The 23,054-nt window shown below is 65.3% G+C and carries 20 protein-coding genes; 12 read left to right on the top strand and 8 right to left on the bottom strand.

Going from position 1 to position 23,054, the window contains the following annotated elements:
- Positions 1-9 precede the first annotated feature (9 nt).
- Entirely contained in the window at positions 10-441 is a 432-nt protein-coding gene (locus NFI08_RS10315; RefSeq protein ID WP_045993324.1) for a SpoIIAA family protein, read from the bottom strand.
- 281 nt (positions 442-722) lie between these two features.
- Between NFI08_RS10315 and NFI08_RS10310 the strand changes: the two genes are divergently transcribed.
- From NFI08_RS10310 to NFI08_RS10290, 5 genes are all read left to right on the top strand, one after another.
- A complete protein-coding gene (locus tag NFI08_RS10310; RefSeq protein ID WP_349589154.1) occupies positions 723-1,253 on the top strand; it encodes a hypothetical protein in 531 nt (176 codons plus the stop codon).
- 343 nt (positions 1,254-1,596) lie between these two features.
- Positions 1,597-2,058 carry a VOC family protein gene (locus tag NFI08_RS10305; RefSeq protein WP_287164759.1) on the top strand — a complete coding sequence of 154 codons (462 nt, stop codon included), beginning with the start codon at positions 1,597-1,599 and terminating at the stop codon, positions 2,056-2,058.
- A gap of 172 nt (positions 2,059-2,230) precedes the next feature.
- Positions 2,231-3,904 carry a carbon starvation CstA family protein gene (locus tag NFI08_RS10300; protein ID WP_349589151.1) on the top strand — a complete coding sequence of 558 codons (1,674 nt, stop codon included), beginning with the start codon at positions 2,231-2,233 and terminating at the stop codon, positions 3,902-3,904.
- Between the two features lie 17 nt (positions 3,905-3,921).
- Positions 3,922-4,188, top strand: coding sequence for a cory-CC-star protein (locus tag NFI08_RS10295; protein WP_045993347.1), 267 nt, complete (start codon positions 3,922-3,924; stop codon positions 4,186-4,188).
- Between the two features lie 165 nt (positions 4,189-4,353).
- Positions 4,354-5,361: an ArsA family ATPase gene (locus NFI08_RS10290; protein ID WP_349589148.1), complete on the top strand. Its 1,008-nt coding sequence runs from the start codon at positions 4,354-4,356 to the stop codon at positions 5,359-5,361.
- 24 nt (positions 5,362-5,385) lie between these two features.
- On the opposite strand, the gene NFI08_RS10285 is transcribed toward NFI08_RS10290, so the two are convergent.
- Both NFI08_RS10285 and NFI08_RS10280 read right to left on the bottom strand, forming a co-directional pair.
- Positions 5,386-8,499 (bottom strand): efflux RND transporter permease subunit, encoded by a 3,114-nt coding sequence (locus NFI08_RS10285; protein ID WP_222516916.1) that lies wholly within the window; start codon positions 8,497-8,499, stop codon positions 5,386-5,388.
- Positions 8,499-9,623: an efflux RND transporter periplasmic adaptor subunit gene (locus tag NFI08_RS10280; RefSeq protein WP_349589144.1), complete on the bottom strand. Its 1,125-nt coding sequence runs from the start codon at positions 9,621-9,623 to the stop codon at positions 8,499-8,501. Before NFI08_RS10280 ends, NFI08_RS10285 begins: the two co-directional genes overlap by 1 nt.
- 435 nt (positions 9,624-10,058) lie before the next feature.
- Here NFI08_RS10280 and NFI08_RS10275 point away from each other — a divergent pair, with 435 nt between their 5' ends.
- Complete coding sequence (locus NFI08_RS10275) at positions 10,059-11,234, top strand: BaiN/RdsA family NAD(P)/FAD-dependent oxidoreductase (protein ID WP_222516917.1); 1,176 nt, start codon at positions 10,059-10,061, stop codon at positions 11,232-11,234.
- Positions 11,235-11,253: 19 nt separating this feature from the next.
- Here NFI08_RS10275 and NFI08_RS10270 read toward each other — a convergent pair whose 3' ends face one another.
- Positions 11,254-12,156, bottom strand: coding sequence for a LysR family transcriptional regulator (locus NFI08_RS10270; protein ID WP_045993317.1), 903 nt, complete (start codon positions 12,154-12,156; stop codon positions 11,254-11,256).
- 124 nt (positions 12,157-12,280) lie between these two features.
- Between NFI08_RS10270 and NFI08_RS10265 the strand changes: the two genes are divergently transcribed.
- The 6 genes from NFI08_RS10265 (at position 12,281) to NFI08_RS10240 (ending at position 20,876) form a co-directional block, all read left to right on the top strand.
- A complete protein-coding gene (locus tag NFI08_RS10265; RefSeq protein ID WP_045993316.1) occupies positions 12,281-13,345 on the top strand; it encodes a tartrate dehydrogenase in 1,065 nt (354 codons plus the stop codon).
- Positions 13,346-13,533: 188 nt separating this feature from the next.
- Complete coding sequence (locus tag NFI08_RS10260) at positions 13,534-14,511, top strand: TAXI family TRAP transporter solute-binding subunit (RefSeq protein ID WP_287164769.1); 978 nt, start codon at positions 13,534-13,536, stop codon at positions 14,509-14,511.
- A 97-nt stretch (positions 14,512-14,608) separates the two neighbouring features.
- Positions 14,609-16,795 (top strand): TRAP transporter permease, encoded by a 2,187-nt coding sequence (locus NFI08_RS10255; RefSeq protein ID WP_045993314.1) that lies wholly within the window; start codon positions 14,609-14,611, stop codon positions 16,793-16,795.
- A 276-nt stretch (positions 16,796-17,071) separates the two neighbouring features.
- Positions 17,072-17,635, top strand: coding sequence for an RNA polymerase sigma factor (locus tag NFI08_RS10250; RefSeq protein ID WP_197037111.1), 564 nt, complete (start codon positions 17,072-17,074; stop codon positions 17,633-17,635).
- Between the two features lie 206 nt (positions 17,636-17,841).
- The gene (locus NFI08_RS10245; protein WP_349589138.1) at positions 17,842-19,788 is read left to right on the top strand and encodes a vWA domain-containing protein; all 1,947 of its coding nucleotides are present in this window, start codon (positions 17,842-17,844) and stop codon (positions 19,786-19,788) included.
- Positions 19,789-19,841: 53 nt separating this feature from the next.
- Positions 19,842-20,876 (top strand): CHAD domain-containing protein, encoded by a 1,035-nt coding sequence (locus NFI08_RS10240; RefSeq protein ID WP_349589135.1) that lies wholly within the window; start codon positions 19,842-19,844, stop codon positions 20,874-20,876.
- A 62-nt stretch (positions 20,877-20,938) separates the two neighbouring features.
- Here the strand turns inward: NFI08_RS10240 and NFI08_RS10235 are convergent, their stop codons facing one another.
- The 4 genes from NFI08_RS10235 to NFI08_RS10220 all read right to left on the bottom strand — a co-directional run bounded on the left by NFI08_RS10235 (position 20,939) and on the right by NFI08_RS10220 (position 23,022).
- Complete coding sequence (locus NFI08_RS10235) at positions 20,939-21,673, bottom strand: ParA family protein (RefSeq protein ID WP_124804312.1); 735 nt, start codon at positions 21,671-21,673, stop codon at positions 20,939-20,941.
- 205 nt (positions 21,674-21,878) lie between these two features.
- The gene (locus NFI08_RS10230; protein ID WP_045993311.1) at positions 21,879-22,178 is read right to left on the bottom strand and encodes a YqjK-like family protein; all 300 of its coding nucleotides are present in this window, start codon (positions 22,176-22,178) and stop codon (positions 21,879-21,881) included.
- A 38-nt stretch (positions 22,179-22,216) separates the two neighbouring features.
- Positions 22,217-22,633 carry a phage holin family protein gene (locus tag NFI08_RS10225; RefSeq protein ID WP_045993310.1) on the bottom strand — a complete coding sequence of 139 codons (417 nt, stop codon included), beginning with the start codon at positions 22,631-22,633 and terminating at the stop codon, positions 22,217-22,219.
- Positions 22,633-23,022 carry an ElaB/YgaM/YqjD family protein gene (locus NFI08_RS10220; RefSeq protein ID WP_045993309.1) on the bottom strand — a complete coding sequence of 130 codons (390 nt, stop codon included), beginning with the start codon at positions 23,020-23,022 and terminating at the stop codon, positions 22,633-22,635. Before NFI08_RS10220 ends, NFI08_RS10225 begins: the two co-directional genes overlap by 1 nt.
- Between the last annotated feature and the right edge of the window lie 32 nt (positions 23,023-23,054).

Raw genomic sequence — 23,054 nt, 5'->3', positions numbered from 1 at the left:
TGATGTGCGTCAGGCCCCGTGGTAGCCCTTTTGCTCGGGCTCTTCATCGGCGTCATCGGTGGCTGCTTCGGGCAGTTCGGCCACCCACTCCATGGCCGCGCTGTGCTCCTTGTGGGAGAAGGTGCGGATCTCGATCTTCCTGACCAGCTTGTCCTCGAGATGGGCGATGTGCTTGATCCACTCCTTGTCGGTGATCACCGCGGCGCGATGGTAGTGGTCAAGCTCGCCGATCTGGGTCAGGCCATAGCCCAGGTCACGTAGCAGCGCGGTCAGGGTCATCCATCGCAGGTTATCGAGTTCCGCCACCAGGCTGACCTTGGGGCAGCGCTTCTTGGTCATTTCGATCAGATCGATGGCTTGCTGGAGTTCCTGCGCGGTCACGGTACCGCCGGCGCGGATGGCGACCACGTGTTCGGCCGGGTGGGGAATCTGCTCGAGCATCTTGAATCTCCTTGTCGGGGACGGCGGGACTCACGTCGCGATGCAGCGTGACGGGATTTTCTCAGCATAGTCGCTGTGGCATCCATGGCGGCCGATCTTCCGTGTTCGACGCCAACGCTTTGCCGTCCTTGCACTCGGTCGTAAGGCCTGACGTAACGATAGCGACAACGACAGGTAGGCCCCGACCTTGCTTCTAACGTAGCGATAGATACAGGTGTGAACACAGCAATGTCGGCGCCATGACCAGACCAGGCATCATCATGCAAAGGAGGGTGGCGAACATGCAAGCGGATGGAGAGAAAGGCCAGACGGTGGGGTGGGCGAGCTGGGCCCTGGCCTTCGGCCTGGTGGGGGCACTGGGCTGGGTCGCGCCGGCCCATTCACAGCAAGCCCAGGCAGCCGACACGTCCTCCGGTCAGGCAACCGTCATCGAGTTGACCCAGGTCGGCTGTCAGTTCCTGGAAAGCGAGAACGGCACCGATCACGGCATTCACCCGCAGAGCAAGGCCGACTGCGAGGCCTTCAACGACGACACCGGTGAGGCGCGGCTGGCAGAGGCCAGGGGGCTGAAAGTGCCCGCCGGAGACTATGTGTTCCGGGTCAAGAACGAGGGCGTGCCCTATGACCTGGGTTTCTGGCTGCGTGGCGACGGCCTGCTCAACCGCGCTCGGCTACCCAGCGTATCCGGCGGTGGCCTCGGCACCGGCCAGACCGGGGATTTCGCCGTCAGCCTGGAGCCCGGTGAATACGTCTACTCCTGCCCGCTGAATCCGACCCTGGACTATAAGCTGGTTGTCGAAGGCCAAGGATAAAGCGGAAGGCTTGCGCGAAAAGTGCCGGTGCTCGCCGACCTTCCGAAGAAAGCCCGAGGCTTGTCTGAAAGGTGACTGCGATTGTCGACGGCGGGTGCGAGGCGAGGCGAGGCCAGGTCAAATCTAGTCAGGCTAGACTAGACCCCGGTCAGTGCGCGCGTGCCTCAGACCCATAGGATCGCGACACCTGACGATCGCCTACGCCGCCGACGAAAAAGCTTAACCACCTTGATACCCGCTGTGTCGTTTCGACACGGCGGGTTTTTTGTATCTCCAGCATCAGAGTTTTCCCGTCTAGGCTCTCAGCAATAGCTGTCGTACGCCAAAGCGTCAGGAGGGCCAGATGGCAAAGGTCGAACCCCGCGCGCCCAAGCCGCGTATCGGAATGATCACCCTCGGTGTTCACTCGCTCGAACGGGCCATCGACTTCTATCAACAGGGGCTTGGCTGGCCACGCCTGGAGGACAGCGCCCCCAGGATCGCCTTCTTTTCGCTGCAGGGTACCTGGCTTGCCTTGTACGGCTGGCACGATCTGGCCGATGACCTGATGGTCAACGCCGGTGGCGAGGGCTTTCGCGGCGTGACCCTGGCCTACATGGCCGAGGACCCCGAAGAAGTGGACGCGGTGCTGATCCAGGCCAGACGAGCGGGCGGGAACCTGCTCAAGCCTGGGCAGAAGGCCTTCTGGGGCGGCTACTCCGGCTACTTTGCCGACCCTGACGGGCACCTCTGGGAGGTGGCCCACAATCCCTTCTTCTGGCCTGGACCGGGCGAACCCCAGGCCAGATCCAGCAACGATAGTTGATCTCGGTCCACATTCTGGCGGATATCCAGGATGCTGTTTTTCCAATAAAAACAAAGCTGTTAAGCAGGGGGTAGGACGTCGAGGAGAGCCTGGTGGCTACGGGTGCTGTGCTTTCAGGAAGGGACCCTCGACGCAAGGCCGTTACCAATAACCTGCCGCAAGGGAGTCGCTCATGAGTGCAGTCATCGTGTTGGTCCTGGGGTTGGCCGCTATGGCCCTCGGGTACTTCATCTACTCGAAGTTTATCGCCGAGAAGGTGTTGAAGCTGTCCAAGGACTTCGTCACCCCCGCCCACGAGTTCGAAGATGGCGTCGACTTCGTGCCGACCAACCGCTACGTGCTGTGGGGCCACCACTTCACCTCGGTGGCCGGAGCGGCACCCATCGTCGGCCCGGCCATCGCGGTCATCTGGGGCTGGGTACCGGCCTTCTTGTGGGTCATCTTCGGCACCATCTTCTTCGCCGGGGTCCATGACGCCGGCGCGATCTGGGCCAGCGTGCGCAACAAGGCCAAGTCGGTGGGCGCGCTCACCGGGGAAGTGGTCGGCACCCGTGCCCGCAGCATCTTCATGATCGTGATCTTCCTGCTGCTGCTGATGGTCAACGCGGTCTTTGCCGTGGTCATCGCCGGCCTGATGATGAAGTTCCCCTCGGCGGTCATCCCGGTGTGGGGCGCCATCCTGGTGGCGCTGGTCATCGGTCAGTTGATCTATCGCCGGATCATCGGCCTTGGCCTGGTATCGGTGATCGGTGTGGTGGCGCTCTACGCCCTGATCGGCATCGGACCGGCGGTGCCGATCCAGATGCCCACCGAGGTCGGCGTGCTGTCCGGCCAGGCGGTGTGGATCCTTTTGCTGTTCGGCTATGCCGCCATCGCCTCGCTGCTGCCGGTGTGGATGCTGCTGCAGCCGCGCGACTACATCAACGGCCTGCAGCTGTTCATCGGCCTGATCATCCTTTACGGCGCCCTGGCGCTGTTGAACCCGGACATTGTTGCGCCTGGCTTCAACAGCGATGTACCCGAGGGCACGCCGTCGCTGTTCCCGCTGTTGTTCGTGACCATCGCCTGCGGCGCGATTTCCGGTTTCCATGGTCTGGTGTCTTCCGGCACCACCTCCAAGCAGCTGGATCGCGAGACCGACGTGCGCTTCGTCGGCTACTTCGGCGCGGTGGGCGAGGGCATGCTGGCGCTGGGGTCGATCCTGGCGGCCACCGCAGGCTTCGCCACCCTCGGCGACTGGCAGGCCATGTACGACGCCTTCGGCAAGGGTGGGGTCAACGCCTTCGTCGAGGGCGGTGCCTTCATCATCCACAACGGCATCGGCCTGCCCCAGGCCACCGCCGCGACCCTGCTCACGGTGATGGCGGCACTGTTCGCCGGCACCACCATGGATACCGGCCTGCGCCTGCAGCGCTACATCTTCCAGGAGTGGGGTGAGATCTACGACCAGCCGTGGATGAAGAAGCCGGCGGTGGCGACCCTGCTGGCGGTGCTGTCGTGCCTGGTGCTGGCCTTCGGCGCCGGGGCAGACGGTTCCGGTGGCCTGATCATCTGGCCGCTGTTCGGCACCACCAACCAGCTGCTGGCCGGCCTGACCCTGCTGGTGGTCACGGTGATGCTGATGCGCAACCATCGCCCGGTCTATTACACCCTGATTCCCCTGGTGTTCCTGCTGATCGTCACGGTGCTGGCGCTGCTGGCCCAGCTCAAGAGCTTCTTCGTCGCAGGCAACTACTTCCTGCTGGCGCTCGATATCGTGGTGCTGATCGCCTCGGTGCTGGTGGCGATGGAGTGCGCCTCGGCGCTCAAGCGGCTGCGTCATGAAGTGCGCGGGGAGGCGCCGTGAGCGATCACGACGAGGGTCTGGCCAAGTGGCGTCGCTGGTTGTCGTCGGCGCGCCACTTCGCCGAGGAGTCCTACTCGGCGCCGTATCGCGGTGCCATCGCCCGCGCCCGGCGCGACGAGGATGACCTGTTCATGCTGCTGGTGTTCTCGGAGCTGATGGGCATGCCCAACCCGGTGGGCTACTACACCCTGGAGCTGCAGCCGCTGTTGATGGAACGGTTCCACGACTGGCATCAGCGCATGGGCATGGAGCGCTCACCGCTGGACGACTTCCGCTGCTGCTGAACCGGCGGCGGAGGACCATCACGACACCCTTTAGCAACAATCGCCGGGACAGTGTGTGCCCAGGACAAGAGGTAACGCTGTGCCGGGCTGACAAGGGCAGGGCTGACAAGGGTTGGGTTGACAAGGGCAGGGCTGACAAGGGGCCAGAATGGACAAGGGAAGACCATGAAGGAACTGCTGGATCGTCGCCGGCTGTGGGTCGGTGGCAAGGGCGGCGTCGGCAAGACCTCGATGTCGGCGGCGCTGGGCGTGCTGGCGGCACGCCGAGGCAAGCGCGTGCTGGTGGCCTCCACCGACCCCGCCCATAGCCTGGGCGACGTCTTTGCCAGTGAACTCGGGGATACCCCGCGGCGGCTATTGCCCGGGCTGGACGCCATGGAGATCGATCCTGATCGCGAGGTCGAGGCACATCTGGCGCGGGTGACCGCCCAGATGCGGCGCTATGCGGCGCCGGCCATGATGGACGAGCTGGAACGTCAGATGCGCCTGTCGCGGCAGTCGCCGGGGACCCAGGAGGCGGCGCTGCTGGAGCGGCTGTCGCGGCTGATGACCGACGACAGCCTGCCCTACGATCTGGTGCTGTTCGACACCGCGCCCACCGGTCATACGCTGCGCTTGTTGAGCCTGCCCGAGGCCATGGCCGCCTGGACCGACGGCTTGCTCGCCCACAGCCGCAAGTCCGAGCATCTGGGCAAGGTGCTGGCCCATCTGACCCCGGGATCACGGCGCGACGTGGCCTCGCCGTTCGAGTCGGACGACGAGGCAGCGTCCCGGGATCAGGACCCGCGCATCCGGGATATCGCCGAGACCCTGCTGGCGCGACGGCGGCTGTTTCACCAGGCCCGCCGGCGCATCCAGGACGCAAGTCACAATGGCTTCCTATTCGTGCTGACGCCGGAGCGCCTGCCGATCCTCGAGACCGCCCGTGCCGTGGCGTCACTGGAAGAGGCGGGGGTTCCCGTTGCCGCCACCCTGGTCAACCGCGTACTGCCGGTAGAGGCGGACGGCGACTTTCTTGCCGCCCGTCGCGTGCAGGAAGAGACCTACCTTGCGCGTATCGATGCGACCTTCGCCCACCTGCCGCGTCCGCGGGTGCCCTGGCTCGCCACCGACGTCCAGGGTCTCCCGGCGCTGGAGACCCTGGCCGACTGCCTGGAGAACGCAGGTTTTTAAGACGCTGGTTTCCAGGACAACGGTTCAGTGGGCGTCCGGCGACTGTTCCATCTCTCGCTCCAGCTTGCGCGCCACGTCGCCGGGCGAGCCGGTGCGCCGGGCCATCAGATCGTAGGCCACCGGTACCACGAACAGCGTAAAGAAGGTGGCGGCGGCGACGCCGGTGAAGATCACGGTGCCGATGACGATGCGCGTCTCGGCGCCGGCGCCGCTGGACAGGATCAAGGGCACGCTGCCGGCGATGGTGGTGACCGAGGTCATCACGATGGGACGCAGGCGGGTCATGGCCGCACGCATCAGCGCCTCGCGGAACTCGGTGCCTTCGTCTCTTAGCTGGTTGGCGAACTCCACGATCAGGATGCCGTTCTTGGCGGCGAGCCCCACCAGCATGACCAGGCCCACCTGGCTATAGATATTCAGCGACTGACCGGTCAACCACAGGCCGAGCAGGGCCCCGCCGATGGCCAGGGGCACCGTCAGCATGATCACCAGCGGATGGACGAAGCTCTCGAACTGGGCCGCCAGCACCAGGAAGACCACCAGGGTGCCGAGTACCAGCAGGAAGGTGGTGGCGCCGGTGGACTCGCGATAGTCCCGGGCCGCGCCCTTGACGTCGGTCTGCACGCCCGCCGGCAACACCTCACTGACGGCGTTCTCGAGGTAGTCCAGCGCTTCGCCCATGGAGTAGCCGTCGGCCAGATCGGCCTGCAGGGTGATCGCGCGCAGGCGGTTGTAGCGGTTGAGCTGGCTGGGCCCGGCGAAGGCCTCGACGGTGACCAGGCTAGACAGCGGGATCAGCTCGCCGGTGCGGTCCGAGCGCACCCGCACGTTGTCCAGGGAACTCGGCGTGGGGGTGGAGCCGCGCTCACCCTCGAGGATGACGTCGTATTCTTCGCCCTGGTCGGTGAAGCGGGTCACGGTACGGCCACCCAGCAGTGTCTCCAGGGTGCGGCCGATCTCGCTGACGGTGACGCCGAGATCCGCGGCGCGGGTGTAGTCGATATTGACGTTGAGCTGGGGCTGGTTTTCCTCGTAGTCGCTCTCGAGGTTCAACAGTCTCGGATTGGTCTGGCGAATATGGTCCATCAGGGCGTCGCGCCAGGTCACCAGCTGCTCGTAGCTGCCCCCGCCAAGCACGAACTGCACGCCCTGTTCGGTGCCGCCGCCGAAGCCCTGGCGCATCACCGGGAAGGCGCGGATGCCGGGCAGGTCGGCCAGTGACTGGCGCACCTCGTTCATGATCGGCCAGGCGGGTCGACGCTCGGCCCAGTCCGACAGGCCGACGATGGTGAAACCGGAGTTGAAGTTCTCGGTGTTGCCGCGCCCCTGGGGAGCGATGATCAGCACCCGTTCGACCTCGCCGGTCTCGCGCAGGGGCAACAGCCGTGCCTCGACCTCGTCCATGTAGTCCTCCATATAGGAGAAGGTGGCGCCGGGCGGGCCGCTGATGATGACGAAGAAGGTGCCGCGGTCTTCCCGCGGGGTGTACTCGGCCGGCAGTTGAGGATACAGCCAGGCGATCCCGGCCAGCATCGCCACAAAGCAGGCTACCACCAGCCAGCGCGCCTTGAGCACGACCTCCAGGCAAGCCCGGTAGACGCCCTGGGCCCAGTTCAGCCCCTGGTCGACCCAGTGCGCCAGGCGTCCCTCGTGAAGGCTCGGCGACAGGATCTTGGAAGCCATCATCGGTGTCAGGGTCAGCGCCAGCAGGGTGGAGATGGCCACCGCCGCCGACAGGGTCAGGGCAAACTCGGTGAACAGCTTGCCGACGTCGCCCTGGATAAAGCTCAGGGGCACGAACACCGCGATCAGCACAAGGCTGGTGGCGATGACCGCGAAGGCCAGCTGGCGGGCGCCGCGGAAGGCCGCCACCAGCGGCGTCTCGCCGTACAGGTGCATGCGTCGATGGATGTTTTCCAGTACCACGATGGCGTCGTCCACCACCAGGCCGATGGCCAGCACCAGCGCCAGCAGGGTCAGCAGGTTGATGGTGAAGCCCATGGCCGCCAGGGCGGCGAAGGTGCCGATCAGGGTGACCGGTACGGTGACCGCCGGCACCAGGGTGGTGCGCAGGTTACCGAGGAACACGAAGATCGCCACCACCACCAGGCCGATGGCGATCAACAGGGTGCTGACCACCTCGCGAATGGCGCCGGACACGAAGGTGGAGGCGTCGTAGTTGAGTGACAGGCTCATGCCGTCCGGCAGGCGAGGGGACAGCCGTTGCATTTCGGCGCGCACCGCCTTGGACAGCGCCATGACGTTGGCGGTGGACTGCTTGACCATGCCAAGGCCCACCACCGTCTGGCCGTTGCCGCGAAACAGCGAGCGCTCCTCCACGGTGCCGAGTTCCACCCGGGCCACGTCGGCCAGCCGGACCAGATAGCCGCCGTCGCCGCGATCGAGCACCAGGGCGCGGAAGTCCTCGGGGGTCGAGAAGCTTCGTGGCAGGCGCACCATGAACTGACGATCCTGTGACTCCACCGCGCCGCCGGGCAGCTCGACGTTTTCAGCCCTGAGTGCGGACTCCACGTCGCTGACGGTCAGGCCGCGGGCGGCCAGGGCGTCATTGTCGAGCCACACCCGCATGGCGTATTCCTTGGCGCCGCCGACGAACACCCCGGAAACGCCTTCCTGCACCGAGAAGCTGTCCACCAGGTAGCGCTCGGCGTAGTCGGTCAGCTCCGCCGTGGTATAGCCCTCGCCGGACAGCATCAGCCACATCACCACCTCGGAGCTGGTGTCCTCCTTGCGCACCTCCGGCGGGTCGGCTTCGTCCGGCAGATTGTCGGCGGCGCCGGAAATACGGTCGCGCATGTCATTGGCGGCGGCGTCGATGTCGGTGGACAGGCTGAACTCGACGTTGATATTGGAGCTGCCGTCGGTGGAGGTGGAGGAGATCACCTCGATGCCGGCGATGCCGGCGATGCGCTCTTCCAGTACTTGGGTGATACGGGTCTCGACCACGTCGGCGGACGCCCCGGGGTAAGCGGTGCGGATGCTGACGATGGGCGGATCGATGGTCGGGTATTCCTGCAGCGGCAGACGGGTCAGCGCCAGCAGGCCGAAGGCGACGATCAGGGCGGCGAGCACGGTGGCCAGCACCGGGCGCTGGACGGAAACGTCGGACAGGCGCATCAGGTGTCTTCTCCCTGGCGCTGCTCGAGCAGGATGTCGCTGACGCTGGTGGTCTCGTCCTCGATGCCGATCAGCGTGATCCGGGAGGCTTCATGCAGGCGGTCATTGCCGTGGGTGACCACCAGCTCGCCGGCCTCGAGTCCCTTGACGACTTCCACGTCGCCTTCGCGCCGCGAGCCTACCTCGATATCCCGGCGGACCACCTCACCGGCCTCGGTCGACGTCGGCTCACGCGTGGTCAGTACCCAGACCCGCTGGCGCTGGCCTTCCGGGACCAGCGCGGACTCGGGAATCACCAGCGCCTGACGCGGGCTTCTGGCGATGGTCACCCGCATCAGCATGCCGGGACGCAGCAGCCTTTCTTCGTTGTCGAGCAGGGCACGCACCGAGATGCTGCGGCTGATCGGGTCGATGCGCGAGTCGATGGTGGCGATCTCTCCCTCGAACACCCGGTCCGGGTAGGCCGCGGTGGTGGCGGTAAGCGTGAGCCCCCGTGACAGCGAACCGAGCTGGACCTCGGGCACGTCGAAGTCGAGCTTCATGTGGGAGACGTCGTCCAGGGTGGTCAGCTCGGTGCCCGGGGTGACCAGGGTGCCGACGCTGATATCGCGTACCCCGACCACGCCGTCGAAGGGCGCCTTGACCCTGTAGTTCTCGAGCATCGCCTCGAGCCCGGCGATGGTCGCGTCCACCTGCTGAAGCTGGGCACGGCTGTCCTCGACGTCGGCGCGGGGCGCCAGATTGCGGCTTTCGAGCTGAGCGAAGCGATTGACCGCGTTCTGTCGCTCGGTGCGCAGTGCCTGGGCCTCGCGCAGGGCGGCGCGTTCCTCGATGTCGGACAGCTCCACCAGCACATCGCCTTGGCTGACCTCTTCCCCGCCCTCGAAGTTGAGCGCCGAGACGGTGTCGGTCACCGTGGCCGACAGGGTCACGCTCTCGTTGGCCGACAGCGTCCCCAGCGACTCCAGCGGATCGGACCAGGCCTCCTGGGTCACCTCGGCGGCGATCACCGGGGTGGGGGGAGGCCCCTGGGTGCCGGCACCGCGCTGCTGCGCCAGGCTGGGCGACACCACACCCGCCAGCACCGGGGCCAACACCAGAGCCAGGGCCAGGCGAACCCCCATCCTCCCTGGTCTCGACGTGCGATGCGATAGGGTCCTGGGGCAACGAACTGACGGCATGGCAAGCTTCCTGCGTTGGGCATTCTACGGTGGACGGCGCTCAAGGCGTGGCCGACGCACAGCGTAAACGATCGGATACGATGGTCGTACACAAGTGTCCGAGGATAGCGACAGCATGCCTGAGACATGGCCTCGCTGGCTTGAGCAAGGTGCGGGTTGCACAATCTTTTCGCAAGTCGTTCGCCGAGTAACAACAGGCCGTTGCATGCCACGGTGTTTCAGGGCGAATCGAGTGGACGGCTCTGCTAGTATGGCGGGCTTTTGTTGCGCCAAGGGTTTCGGCAGCGCGCTTGCACATGGCGACCAGCCCAGGGTGAGGCGCGGCCGACGAGGGCGCCAGGGCGTGATGCGAACAACGGGCGGTGAGGGGAATGATCCATGAAGGTTGACGTGGTAGTGATTGGTGCCGGAGCCGCCGGTCTGATGTGTGCGCTGACGGCGGGCTACGCCGGACGCTCGGTGCTGGTGATCGATCACGCCAACAAGCCGGGCAAGAAGATCCTGATGTCCGGCGGGGGGCGCTGCAACTTCACCAATATGGCGACGACCCCGGCCAACTTCTTCTCCGCCAATCCCCACTTCTGCATCTCGGCGCTCAAGCGCTATCGCCCCGAGCACTTCGTCGAGCTGGTCGAACGCCACGGCCTCGAGTACGTCGAGAAGGCGCCGGGACAGTTGTTCTGCGCCGACTCCGCCAAGGACCTGCTCCAGGTGCTGCTGACCGAATGCGACTGGGCCGGCGTCGAGCTACGCCTGAAGACCAGTGTCGAGCGCATCGAACGCCAGGGCGAGGGCATGCGCCTGGCCACCTCCGCCGGGCGCATCGATGCCGGTGCAGTGGTCGTCGCCACCGGTGGGCTGTCGATCCCCAGCATGGGCGCCACCGGCTTTGGCTACGATATCGCCCGTCAGTTCGGCCTGGAGGTCACCGATACCCGGGCGGCGCTAGTGCCCTTTACCCTCACTTCGCAGTGGAAGGAGCGGGCGGCGGCGCTTGCCGGGGTGTCCACCGACGTCGTCGCCCGCTGTCGCGGGGGCGAGTATCGTGAACCCTTGCTGTTTACCCACCGTGGGCTGTCCGGTCCCGCCATGCTGCAGATCTCCAGCTACTGGCAGCCCGGCGACGACCTCGAGATCGACCTGATGCCCGGCAAGGACGCCTTCGAGGCGCTGTGTCAGGCCCGCCGCGATACCCCCAAGCGTCGCCTGTCCACCTGGCTGTCCGAGCACTACCCCAAGCGCCTGGCGCAGTCCCTGGTGGAGTGGCAGGGCGATGACGGCGTACTCGCCGAGCGCTCCAACGCAAGCCTTGCGGCCTGGGCGGACTTCCTCAACCGCTTTCGCATCAAGCCCTCCGGCACCGAAGGCTGGCGCACCGCCGAGGTGACCATGGGCGGCGTCTGCGTCGACGCCATCTCGTCGAAGACCTTCGAAGTCCAGGGCCTGCCCCAGCTTCGCTTTATCGGCGAGGTGCTCGATGTCACCGGCGAACTCGGCGGCTACAACTTCCAGTGGGCCTGGGCGTCGGCCGTGGCCTGCGGCCAGTCGGTGTAGACGCTTCGTCCCCCCCTGCCTACTCGTGCGACGGCAAGGCCTCCATCTCGCTGACCAGATGGTCGATAAAGCGGCGGATGCGGATCGGCAGGTGATCGGCGTAGGGGTAGACCGCGTAGATGTCGGCGTTGGGTAGCTGGTAGTCCGGCAGCACCCGTACCAGGCGTCCCTGCTCCAGATGTTCGTGCACGTCCCACTCGGCGCGCACGGCGATGCCGTGGCCGCGAATGGCCCAGGTCAGCACGCTCTCGCCGTCGTTGGCCGACAGGTTGCCACGGACCTTGACCTGATGGTGACGCTCTCCCCGGGTGAAGCGCCAGTTGCCGTAGGTGTCCTCGTTCTGTCTGAGCACGATGCAGTTGTGTTCGCTCAATGCTTCCGGGGTGTCGGGATGCCCGTGGTTCTTCAGATATTCGGGTGATGCACAAAGCAGACGTCGGTGGGAGGCGATCTTTCTGGCATGCAGTCCCGAGTCGGGAAGGGTGCCGAATCGGATACCGATATCGAAGGCATTTGCCACCAGATTAAGCGGGTGATCCGAGAGGTGAAGCTGACAGTCGATATCGGGGAATTGTTCGACGAAAGATGCGACGAAAGGAGCAATATGACGTCGACCGAATCCGAAGGGGGCGTTGATTCTTATCTGTCCCGAGGCTTCGTCGGCGTTCACCTTTAGTGCATGGTGAAGCGCTTCCATGTCGGCCAGCATGCGCTTCGCGTAGCGCAACATGACGACCCCGTCCGGGGTCAGACTCATGGCTCTCGGGGTGCGGTAAAAAAGCTGGGTGTCCAGGGATTTTTCCAGATTTGCCAAGCGCTTGCTGGCAGCAGCCGGGGTGATGTCGAGATCCTTTGCGGTGCGCGACAGGCTGCCCGCTTCACACAGGATGACAAAGAATTCGAGGTCGGCAAGCGATTTCATGGTTAACCCAGGCGTCATGGTAGCTTCAACCGCCAGTCTATTGCCGCCAATTGTCCCTGTCACCTAGCCTTCGTGAACCCGGCAAGACCTCCGGTTTACAGAATCTTCAGTGAGGTGACAGCAGATGAGAACGCATAAGGTGGCGGTGATTCCCGGTGACGGTATCGGCCTTGAGGTCATCGAGGCAGGCAAGCAGGTCATCGAGGCGCTGGCCAAGAAGAGCGGCGACTTCAACTTCGAATTCGAGGACTTCGACTGGAGCTCGAAGCGCTATCTGGAACAGGGCGAGTATATCCCCGAGGGTGGCCTCGCGAAGCTCGCGAAGTTCGACGCCATCTACTTTGGCGCCGTGGGCAGCCAGGACGTGCCCGACCACGTGTCGCTGTGGGATCTGCGCCTGGCCATCTGCCAGGGCTTCGATCAGTACGCCAATGTGCGCCCCGCTCGGGTGCTGCCGGGCGTGAAGAGTCGTCTCGAGGGCGCCGACAAGATCGACTGGGTGATCATCCGCGAGAACAGCGAGGGTGAGTACTCCGGCAACGGCGGGCGCGTTCACCAGGGGCTGCCCGACGAGATCGGCACCGAGCTTTCCATCTTCTCGCGCAAGGGCATCGAGCGGATTCATCGCTTTGCCTTCGAGATGGCCCAGAGCCGCCCGCGCAAGAAGCTGACTCTGGTGACCAAGTCCAACGCCCAGCGTCACGGCATGGTGCTGTGGGACGAGGTGTTCTTCGAGGTGGCCAAGGACTTCCCCGAGGTCGAGATCGATCGTGAGCTGGTAGATGCGGTGACCACCCGCATGGTGCTCAAGCCCGAGACCCTGGATGTGGTGGTCGCCACCAACCTGCACGCCGACATCCTCTCGGATCTTGCGGCAGCGCTTTCCGGCAGCCTGGGTATTGCGCCTACCGCCAACCTCAACCCCGAGCGCAGCTTCCCCTCCATGTTCGAGCCGATCCATGGCTCTGCCTTCGATATCGCGGGCCAGGGGATCGCCAATCCGGTGGGCTCGTTCTGGACCGCAGCGATGATGCTCGAATACCTCGGCGAGAATACCGCCGCCGAGCGCCTGATGGCGGCCATCGAGCGCCTGACCGAGTCCGGCATGCAGACCAAGGACCTGGGCGGCGACGCCATGACCCGCGACGTGACGGCGGCCATCTGCGCCGACATCGAGGCCCAGGGCTGAGTCTGAGATCCCCGTCGTTTCCTGCCCCCTGCGGGCAGGAGGCGATGACCTTGTCCCCGTCGGATGGCATCGATGCCGAAACACCGACGCGGGATTCGGGGAGGCTCGGCTTCCGAGCAGAGACTCCCCGCTCCACGAGCCCATCGAGAGGCTTGGCAGTAACAATCACAACGCCAAGGAGCAACGCCATGAAATCCCAAACCCTTCTTTTCAGTGCAGTGATCGCCGCGGTGGCGGCGAGTCCGAGCATGGCCGCCGACGACCAGAGTGACTGGCCCCAGAGTGTCACCATCGGCACCGGTAGCCAGGGCGCTACCTACTACATCTACGGCAGCGGCTGGGGCAACCTGGTCGGTGAGCGCACCGGCATCTCGTTCGGCGCCGAGGTCACCGGTGGCCCGGTACAGAACGTCACCATGGTGCAGATGGGCGAGCACGAGTTCGGCATGGTCACCATGGGACCGGCCTATCAGGCCTGGCAGGGTAACAGCCAGCTGGCACCGGGGGTCGAGCACACCGACGTGCGCGCGGTCTTCCCGATGTACCAGACGGCGCTGCAGGTGATCGCGCTCAAGGACTCGGGCATCGATTCCATCGATGACCTCGACGGCAAGACCGTCGGTATCGGGCCGGCCGGTGGTACCGGTGATCTGTATTTCCCGCAGATCTTCGACAAGCTCGGGATCGAGGCAGATACCCGCAACGGCGGCGCTGCCGACCAGGCCGGTCAGGTCCAGGATGGCCTGCTCGATGCGTTCGCCTTCGCCTCGGGGATTCCGGTATCGGCGTTCAGTCAGCTGGAAGCCCAGGCCGACGTCAACATCTTCTCGTTCTCGCCGGAGGAGAGTGAGCAGTTCCTTGAGGACTTCCCGGCACTCAGCGCCTCGTCGATCCCGGCCAGCGCCTATCAGTCGCTGGACGAGCCGACACCGGCGGTGTCGATCTGGAACTTCGCCATCACCCACAAGGACATGCCGGAGGGGCTGGTCTACGAGGTGACCAAGGCCGTGATGGAAGAGCATGAGCGCATGCTCAAGGTCCATGGCTCGGCGAAGGAAACGCTGCCGGAAAACTTCTCCCAGAACAGTTTCATGCCTTGGCATCCGGGCGCCGTGCGCTGGTTCGAGGAGAACGGCTACGACATTCCGGACGATCTGGAAGGCTGAAGTGCTATGGCGCCGGCCGTCTGAGACGGTCGGCCCTTAAAGCTCGTGAGCCGGGGTCCGCCAGGGCCTCGGCCCTCGTGACCTGAGGTACAGCGAGATGACAACGACAAGACAACCGGAGCCCGCCGACGAGGTGGCTCCGCTTCAGACGGTGGTGGCGGATGGCGCCGACGAGCTGCCCCGTGCCCACAACGAGCGCGTCCTCGGCGGGCTGGTCGGCAGGACAGTGATGCTCGGCTGCGTGCTGTTTACCGCGATGCACCTCTACGCGCTGAATATCGCGCCGATCGAGACCTGGACCTTTCGCATTCTGCACATCGCCGGTGGACTGATGGTCGGCTTTGCCATCACCGCAGCGATGTCGGTGGACCCTGAAGGCGGGGCCGGCAAGGGCTCAAGGCCAGCAGGACTCGAACGTCTCGCTGCGCTGATCACGGCACTCGCCAGTGGCTACGCGGGTGCCTGCGCGCTGGCCCTGTGGGGGCTGAGTGAAGGCCCTGGTGTGGCGGTGACCAACTGGCTGCCGCTGCATCTGGCGGTGGCGCTGGCGATCGCCAGCGTGGCGGGGGTGGTATCGAGCTGGTGCTTTCCCAGTCGTGGTGATCGCATTCACTGGCCGGATTTGGCGCTGATGGTATCGGCGCTGGTGGTGGCGGCCTTTCTGATCTTCGTACTGGGACGCTGGCGCATGGCGGCGGGCACTCCGCTGGTGGGCACGCCTGAACTGCTGGTCTCGGCCAGTGGGGTGCTGTTGATCATGGAGCTGACCCGGCGTATCGCCGGTCTGGCGCTGATCGCCATCACCAGTGTCTTCCTGCTCTACGCCTTTGCCGGGCCCTACCTGCCGGGCATCCTCGAACATGACGGCTACACGGCCAAGCGCTTCTTCACCTACTTGTACACCGACAGCGGGGTGCTGGGGCCGACCACCGCGGTGTCGTCCACCTACATCATCCTGTTCATCACCTTCGCCGCCTTTCTGCAGGCCTCCAAGGTCGGGGACTACTTCGTCAACTTCGCCTTCGCCGTGGCCGGGCGTTCGCGCGGTGGCCCGGCCAAGGTGGCGGTGTTCGCCTCGGGGCTGATGGGCATGATCAACGGCACCTCGGCGGGCAATGTGGTGGCCACAGGCTCGCTGACCATCCCGTTGATGAAGCGGGTGGGCTACCATCCGCTCAGCGCGGGCGGCATCGAAGCGGCAGCTTCCACCGGTGGCCAGATCGTGCCGCCGATCATGGGCGCCGGCGCCTTTATCATGGCCGAGATCACCGGCATCCCCTATACCGAGATCGCCTTCGCCGCGCTGATACCGGCGGCGCTGTACTTCCTCGCCATCTATCTGATGGTGGACCTGGAAGCCCGCCGCGACGGCATGCAGGGTCTGCCCAAGGACCAGTTGCCGCTGGTCACCGAGATGCTCAAGCGGGTCTATCTGTTCCTGCCGATCATCATCCTGATCACCACCCTGTTCATGGGCTATTCGGTGATCCGTGCCGGCACCCTGGCGATGGCCAGCGCCGCCGTGGTGTCCTGGCTGACGCCGCACTGGATGGGGCCCAAGGCCTTGCTGCGGGCGCTGGAACTGGGGGCCCGAATGTCGGTGCCCTTGATCGCAGTGTGCGCCTGTGCCGGCATCATCGTCGGCGTGATCTCGCTGACAGGCGTCGGTGCGCGCTTTGCCTCCATGCTGCTGGGGCTGGCCGACACCAGCCACTTCCTGGCGCTGTTCTTCGCCATGTGCATCTCGATTCTGCTTGGCATGGGCATGCCGACCACGGCGGCCTACGCGGTGGCGGCGTCGGTGGTGGCGCCGGGGCTTCAGCAGATCGGCATCTCGCCGCTGGTGTCACACTTCTTCGTGTTCTACTACGCGGTTCTGTCGGCGATCACGCCACCGGTGGCGCTGGCCGGCTACGCGGCGGCGGCGATCTCCAACACCAATGCGCTGAAGACCGCGGCCACTTCGTTCAAGTTCGGCCTGGCGGCGTTCATCGTGCCCTTCATGTTCTTCTACAGCCCCGAGCTTCTGATGCAGGGGACCTGGTGGGCGATCCTGAGGGTGGCGATCACCGCCGGTATCGGCATCTATCTGCTGGCGGCGGCGCTTCAGGGCTATTTCCTGGCGGCTCCGGCGAATCTGCTCCAGCGTGTGGTGCTGGGGGCAGCCGCTCTGGCGATGATCTCCGGTGGCCTTGTCACCGATCTGATCGGCCTGGGACTGGGCGCGGCGATCTGGGGCGTGCAACGCTGGCGCCACAAGAGCGCCGGTACGCTGCCCTCCTGAGGAGCGCAAGGCAGCAAAGCCAGGACGCCGCGGTACCTGGCGTCCTGGACCTGAGCGCAAGCCCAGGTGGTAAATCGCGGGGAGGCGGCCTACGGGCCGCCTCTTTTTGTGCTACTACCGTTTGCAGACGTGGAGGCTTCCTGTTCAAGCGATCCCTGTCCGCCACTTTTTTTCTCAGCCGCCCAAGGAATCGGCTACCAGCGACGTCTTTACATGTAGATGCCCCCCTGTGGGCTGATGTGTATTTCCGAGAGCCCGACCGCGAGGAGCGGCCACTTGTCGATTCAAGAGCCCGAAACCCGGGCGCCAACGGATGTAGAACTGGTGAAGGGCGCCGCCGGAGGCGAGCGTGAGGCCTTTGCGTGCCTGCTGTCTCGCCACTACGACCGGCTTTATGCGCTGGCCTGGCGGCTGACCGGCAGCCGCGCCGAGGCCGAGGATCTGACCCAGGACATCTGTCTTGCGTTGCCCGACAAGCTAATCCGCTTCGATGGGCGCGCCGCCTTTACTACCTGGCTCTATCGGGTCGCGGTCAACGCCGCCCACGATCGTCGCCGGCAGCAAGCCACGCGGCGCAAGGCTGCCGAGGGCTGGGAGGCCTGGGAGCGTGGCCGACACCAGCGCAATCGACAGCGCGACGATGAACAGCGCTGGCTCGCCAGGGCGATGGCGACGCTATCGACTGACCTGCGTGACACCGTGGCGCTGTCGCTGGGCGAAGGCATGACCCAGGCGCAGGTGGCCGAGGTGCTGGAGGTTTCAGAAGGTACCGTGGCCTGGCGCATGAGCGAGGTGAAACGACAATTGAGCGCGCTGGCCCAGGCGGAGGAGGAAAGATGAGTGATGAGCTGAAGCGCCTCGAACGGGCCTTGTCATCGGCACCCGCGCCGGAGGCGGAGGTGAAGTCCGGGCATCTAAAGGCGGCGCTTGACCGGTTCGATCAACGTCAGGCCGCCGACCAAGAGTCCAACGCCGAGCCACGTCTCTCGGGGGAAGGTCGCGATGACATCAGGTCGCGGCCGCGTTCACCCCGGAGGGATGCCAGCATGAACCGATCGCTTAGCCACAGCCCGTCACACCGTCGCCCATTGCATCGTCGACCATCAGTGGCTGCCGCCGCCTCGCTGGCGGCGTTGTCACTGGGGCTTTACCTGCTGTGGCCCCAGGCCCAGGACTTCGACGCCATGACAGGGCCCGAGCCGAGCCAGGATGCCGAGATGGCCGTCTCGCCACCTCGAACTGCCAGCAAGCCCGAGTCTGCCCCTGAGTCGACCGAGGGCGAACGTCTGGCGATTGTGGCGAGCAAGACAGGACCGGTGGCAGACCAGATGGCCGGTGACATGCCCCTTGATACGGCCGTCGTGACGGCTGTCGAGACGGCTATCGAGACGGAAAGCAAGTCTGCGGGGCAGGTCACTCAGTTGGCCGAGGCTCCCAGGCTCTCTGTATCGCAATCTCCCGCGCTCTCTTCTTCACCATCGACGTCGCTCTCTCCTTCGACATCGATGGAGATGCGCGGCCTGATGCCGAGTCAGGAGGTCGCACGGATAGCGCCCTTGCCGAGCCCGGGACCTTCGGTCCAGGTGCCCACCGCCACCTCGGAAGCCTATCCCGAGTTCGACGCCTCGAGTGTCAGGGTGACCGCCGAGACGCCGGTGTCGACCTTCTCGGTGGACGTGGACACGGCAAGCTACGCAGTGGTGCGTTCTTCGCTGATGCAGGGGCAGTTGCCGCCGCCCCAGGCGGTGCGTATCGAGGAGATGATCAACTACTTCGGCTACGACTACCCCCAGCCGGACGCCGAGGCCTTTCGCCCGATGGTCGACGTCTTTGCCTCGCCGTGGAATCCCGAGCGTCAGCTGGTGCGCGTGGCGCTGCAGGGCAGGGCGGCCACGCCTGGCCCCCGCTCGCCGGTCAACCTGGTGCTGCTGATCGACACCTCCGGCTCGATGCGCTCGCCAGACAAGCTGACCTTGCTCAAGCGCTCCATGGCGCTGTTGCTGGGTGAGCTGAATGACGACGACGAGGTCGCCATCGTCACCTACGCCGGCAGCGCCGGGGTGGCACTGGCACCGACTGAGGCATCGAACACAGAGGAGATCATGCAAGCGCTCGAGAGCCTGGCGCCCAGCGGCGGTACCGCCGGCGAAGCCGGCCTGAGCCAGGCCTATCGGCTGGCGGGGCAGATGAACGGCGAGGACGAGACGACCCGGGTGCTGCTGGCCACCGACGGCGATTTCAATCTTGGCCTGAGTGATCCCGAGGCGCTCGAGCGCTTTATCGCCGACCGGCGTGAGGGCGGCGTGTATCTGTCGGTGCTGGGCTTTGGCCGAGGTAATCTCGACGACGCCGTGATGCAGTCGCTGGCCCACCATGGCAACGGCCAGGCCGCCTATATCGACAGCCTGGCCGAGGCGCAGAAGGTGCTGGTGGACCAACTGGCGGCGTCGCTGGAGCCCATCGCCAACGACGTCAAGGTGCAGGTCGAATTCAATCCGGCGCGGGTGCAGGAGTACCGCTTGATCGGCTACGAGACCCGCGCGCTCAGGCGAGAGGACTTCCGCAACGACCGCGTCGATGCCGGCGATATCGGCGCGGGTCATCAGGTGACGGCGCTCTACGAGATTGCCCCGGTGGGCTCGAGCGCTGCCCTGACCCGGCCATCCCGCTATCAGCAGGGACAGCAAGTGACGGGGGGCCAGCATGACGAGCTGGGGCATGTGGCGCTGCGCTACAAGGTGCCGGGGGAGTCGCAAAGCCGCCTGATCGAGACGCCGATCTCGCCAGGCCTGACGACAGCCGACAGCGAGGCGTCCTTCGCCGCCGCCATCGCAGGCTTCGGCCAGCTGCTGGGTGACGATCGCTACCTGGGCGACTGGGGGTGGGATGAGGCTATCGCGCTGGCCGAGGCCAGCAAGGGCAAGGATCGCTACGGCTATCGCGCCGAGGCGGTACGCCTGATGCGCCTGGCCGGCGGACTGTCGGATCGCTGAGTTTCTGCGCTACGCTTGAATGCATCATCTATTTCTTGTGCAGGAGAGAGTGTATGGCCAAGGCGCTGGGACAACGGCGGCTGGGGACGGTGCTTGAAGCCGTCATCCTTGAGATGCTCGATGAGGCTCGTCAGGCCTATCCGCGCATCCAGGACCCCGAGGACAGCGAAGGGCTGCACGATTTTCGGGTGGCCTTGAGGCGCCTGCGCAGCACCATCAAGGAGTTTGGCGATCAGCCGGGGTTTGCGATCGACAAGGCGCTGTTGCGCCAGTTGACGGCGCTGGCGCGAGCCACCAACGACGCTCGTGACGGTGAGGTGATGCTGGCCTGGCTCGATAGTGTGGCCGAGACGACGGGAGCGCCGGAGCGTGGCGCCATCGGCTGGTGGCGGGAGCGCCTGGCGGCGCAGGTGGAACAGGAGTACGCCTCCATCGACGCCAGTGTGGCGGGGTTTCCGCTGCTCGACACCCGCCTGCGCGAGGCTGCCGGCAAGGCCGCTCTCAAGGACAAGGGCAAAGACAAGGACAGCAAGAAGAAGGACAAGAACAAGGACAAGAAAAAAGGCAGCAACAAGGCCGGCAAGGAGCCTCGGTTTGGTGACGCCTCGGCCCAGGTGCTGGCCCGGCTTGGTGAGGGCTGGCTTGAGGAGCTCGCAGTGGTAAAAGGGCGCGAGGAAGAAGAGACGCTGCACCGGCCGCGTATCACCGGCAAGCGGCTGCGCTACCTGCTGCGTCCCTGGCGGGAGCAGGGCGAGGTCTTCGCCGAGCTCGAGGAAGAGCTGAAGACCTTTCAGGATGCCTTTGGCGATCTCCACGACGACCTGGTGAGGGGCGACGTGCTGACCACGGCGGCGCTCTTGCATACCGAGGAAGAAACCCTGGATCGCCTGGAGGCAGCGCTCGAGCAGGCCTCACCCAGGGCCACCGCGCCTCGCCATCTACGCGGCTTCATGCTGCTGCACGCGCACCACGAGGCGCAGACAGAGCAGAACCTCAAGCGGGTGCAGGCGCTATGTCGCAAGCCGCGCCTGGAGCGTCTCGAGGCCCGGATCAATGAGGCCGTGACACTGATGAAGGCTCCGCAATAGCGCTGAAAAAGACCCAGGGCGGCCCTGAGGGCGCGCCCGAGAACAAGCCTCGGGCCGTTCAGTCAGGCCAGGCGCTGTTCGATCTCTTTCCACAGGCTGGCGTAGGCGCGGCACGCTGGGGTATAGGGGGCAAAGTGGCGTACTGGGGCGCGCTCAAGCCCCATGCGCTCCACCGCACTGGCCGCCGGGATGACGCTGGACAGCCGCAGCGGCCAGCGCTTGCCGAAGCTTTCCATCACCTCGCGATGCATGGTGCGGCGACGATCGGCCAGGGTGATGAAGGGCCACAGCGGGCAGACCAGATCCTGGTCGTCGAGGAAGGTCTCGAGTTGCTCCAGGGTGCGTAGCGAAAGGGTGGAAGGCACCACCGGCACCAGCAGGGCGTCGACGCTGGTGAACATGTTCTCGGACATGTGGGATAGCGTCGGTGGGCAGTCGAGGATGACCAGATCGTACTCGTCGCGTACCTTGCCGAGGATCTGACGCAGATGACTGGAGCCATGATGCTCGAGCAGCTGGTCCATCTCGCGGGAGTCCAGCGAGGCCGGCAGCACATCGAGGCCATCCACGTTGGTCGAGCGGATGACCTTGTTGAAGGCCGCCTTGCCTTTGACCAGCTTCTCGACGCCACCGCGGATCTTGGGCTTGATCTTCAGATAGAACGTCGTTGCCGCCTGGGGATCCAGGTCCCACAGCAGCACCCTGTGGCCACAGGCGGCGGCTTCGCAGGCTAGATTGACCGCCGACGCCGTCTTGCCCACGCCCCCCTTGATGCTGTAAAGCGACAACATCCGCATCGCAATTCGCCCCGTGAATTTGATGAACTAGAACAACGACTTTAGCACAGCTTTGTGCAGTGAATGGCGTTGTTCGCCAGGGGATATTGACGTTGTTTTGTATACGGTCTTGGTAGTCGCTGCAACAACAACCTTTCTTGATTGAAGTTCTGGGCGCTGAAGGTCTGGGCGCAGAGGGGCCGGACAGTGAGGGGGCGGTGTCCTGTCAGCGCTTGACCAGGCGCCTGACGCGCTGGATGGCGAGACCGGTCACCACCAGCTTGCGACCCCAGCGAGCCAGTCGGCCGGGGTGGCGCAGCACGGGAATCAGCGCCGTGCCGGCGGCAAGCAGGGCCGGCGTGCGATAGCGACTAAGCGCCTGCCAGCCGGCGTCGATGCGCTCTCCGGCAAGATGGAAACGGCGCGAGGCCAGCAGGATGTCCAGCCGCTGCTGTTCGATGGTGGCCTCGAGTTCGGCCTTGCGCTCGGCGCGAGAGGGGCTCGCACGGCGGTCATCGCGGCTCATGGCATTGCTCCCTGACGTGTCGGCAGAAAGATGGCGGCTCATCGACGATGTGGCTCATCGACGTCGGGCCGCATCGATTCTTCGGCAAGCTCTCGATCCAGGGCCAGGTGCTTCAAGGTGCTGACCAGCAGCGTGCGACGACGTGCCAGGCGCATCGCCGCCAGGGCCAGCCCGACGCCTCCTGCCAGAAGCACCGCCGCGCATACGGCGATGGCGGTAAGCCGGAAGGAGTTCCAGAACAGGACCACGACGAAGGCCGTCAGGGTGGCGATGCCGAGCATCAACAGCACCATGCTCAGCCCCAGCAAAAGGGCCAGGGTTACCAGTCGAGCGCGTTCTTCCTCGAGTTCCAGAACGGCGAGACGCAGGCGCGTCTCGCCGGTGGCGATCAGGGTCGAGAGGACCCGCTTGCCCGCCCCGAATAGCCGTTGTGCCGGTCCTTGGCTGTCTGCCATCAGCGCCGCCCGATCAGCATACCGACGATGCAGCCGACGGCAGCACCGATGCCGATGCTCTTCCAGGGGTTGTCGTGGACGTAGCGATCACAGGCATCGACCTGGTCGGTGACGCTGTCGCGGGTCTGACGGTAGACGCGCTCTCCAGTGGCTTCGAGGCGAGCACGGGTATCCTTCAGTCGTGCCTCTGCCTTGCTGCGCCATTCCTTGACGGTCTCGCTGGAGTCGTCGGCGGTGGCGCTCAGCAGGTCTTCGAGGGTGCTCGACAGCTGCTTGAGGTCGTCCCTGAGTTGCTCGGTGGAGGCGCTGGAGCTGCTGGTGTCCGCGTCGCTTGCAGCGCTCTTGGCGTTGGACTTGCTGGCGGTGGTGCTGGAGCTTCGTGTAGCCATCGTGTCTTCCTTTGACGCAGGTGGATTAACGG

Origin of the sequence: Halomonas sp. EF61 (assembly GCF_040147045.1) — a bacterium.
Lineage (GTDB): Bacteria > Pseudomonadota > Gammaproteobacteria > Pseudomonadales > Halomonadaceae > Halomonas > Halomonas litopenaei.
Note: the sequence above shows the minus strand (reverse complement) of the source record. Positions and strands in the feature narration are given on the sequence as shown.

What these genes read in the sequence shown, in the direction of transcription:
- NFI08_RS10220 (WP_045993309.1), bottom strand. Translation starts at nt 23,022, where the DNA reads ATGGCTACACGAAGCTCCAGCACCACCGCCAGCAAGTCCAACGCCAAG.
- NFI08_RS10225 (WP_045993310.1), bottom strand. Translation starts at nt 22,633, where the DNA reads ATGGCAGACAGCCAAGGACCGGCACAACGGCTATTCGGGGCGGGCAAG.
- NFI08_RS10245 (WP_349589138.1), top strand. Translation starts at nt 17,842, where the DNA reads ATGAACCGATCGCTTAGCCACAGCCCGTCACACCGTCGCCCATTGCAT.
- NFI08_RS10240 (WP_349589135.1), top strand. Translation starts at nt 19,842, where the DNA reads ATGGCCAAGGCGCTGGGACAACGGCGGCTGGGGACGGTGCTTGAAGCC.
- NFI08_RS10280 (WP_349589144.1), bottom strand. Translation starts at nt 9,623, where the DNA reads ATGGGGGTTCGCCTGGCCCTGGCTCTGGTGTTGGCCCCGGTGCTGGCG.
- NFI08_RS10300 (WP_349589151.1), top strand. Translation starts at nt 2,231, where the DNA reads ATGAGTGCAGTCATCGTGTTGGTCCTGGGGTTGGCCGCTATGGCCCTC.
- NFI08_RS10305 (WP_287164759.1), top strand. Translation starts at nt 1,597, where the DNA reads ATGGCAAAGGTCGAACCCCGCGCGCCCAAGCCGCGTATCGGAATGATC.
- NFI08_RS10255 (WP_045993314.1), top strand. Translation starts at nt 14,609, where the DNA reads ATGACAACGACAAGACAACCGGAGCCCGCCGACGAGGTGGCTCCGCTT.
- NFI08_RS10270 (WP_045993317.1), bottom strand. Translation starts at nt 12,156, where the DNA reads ATGAAATCGCTTGCCGACCTCGAATTCTTTGTCATCCTGTGTGAAGCG.
- NFI08_RS10275 (WP_222516917.1), top strand. Translation starts at nt 10,059, where the DNA reads ATGAAGGTTGACGTGGTAGTGATTGGTGCCGGAGCCGCCGGTCTGATG.
- NFI08_RS10285 (WP_222516916.1), bottom strand. Translation starts at nt 8,499, where the DNA reads ATGCGCCTGTCCGACGTTTCCGTCCAGCGCCCGGTGCTGGCCACCGTG.
- NFI08_RS10310 (WP_349589154.1), top strand. Translation starts at nt 723, where the DNA reads ATGCAAGCGGATGGAGAGAAAGGCCAGACGGTGGGGTGGGCGAGCTGG.
- NFI08_RS10290 (WP_349589148.1), top strand. Translation starts at nt 4,354, where the DNA reads ATGAAGGAACTGCTGGATCGTCGCCGGCTGTGGGTCGGTGGCAAGGGC.
- NFI08_RS10260 (WP_287164769.1), top strand. Translation starts at nt 13,534, where the DNA reads ATGAAATCCCAAACCCTTCTTTTCAGTGCAGTGATCGCCGCGGTGGCG.
- NFI08_RS10265 (WP_045993316.1), top strand. Translation starts at nt 12,281, where the DNA reads ATGAGAACGCATAAGGTGGCGGTGATTCCCGGTGACGGTATCGGCCTT.
- NFI08_RS10315 (WP_045993324.1), bottom strand. Translation starts at nt 441, where the DNA reads ATGCTCGAGCAGATTCCCCACCCGGCCGAACACGTGGTCGCCATCCGC.
- NFI08_RS10235 (WP_124804312.1), bottom strand. Translation starts at nt 21,673, where the DNA reads ATGCGGATGTTGTCGCTTTACAGCATCAAGGGGGGCGTGGGCAAGACG.
- NFI08_RS10230 (WP_045993311.1), bottom strand. Translation starts at nt 22,178, where the DNA reads ATGAGCCGCGATGACCGCCGTGCGAGCCCCTCTCGCGCCGAGCGCAAG.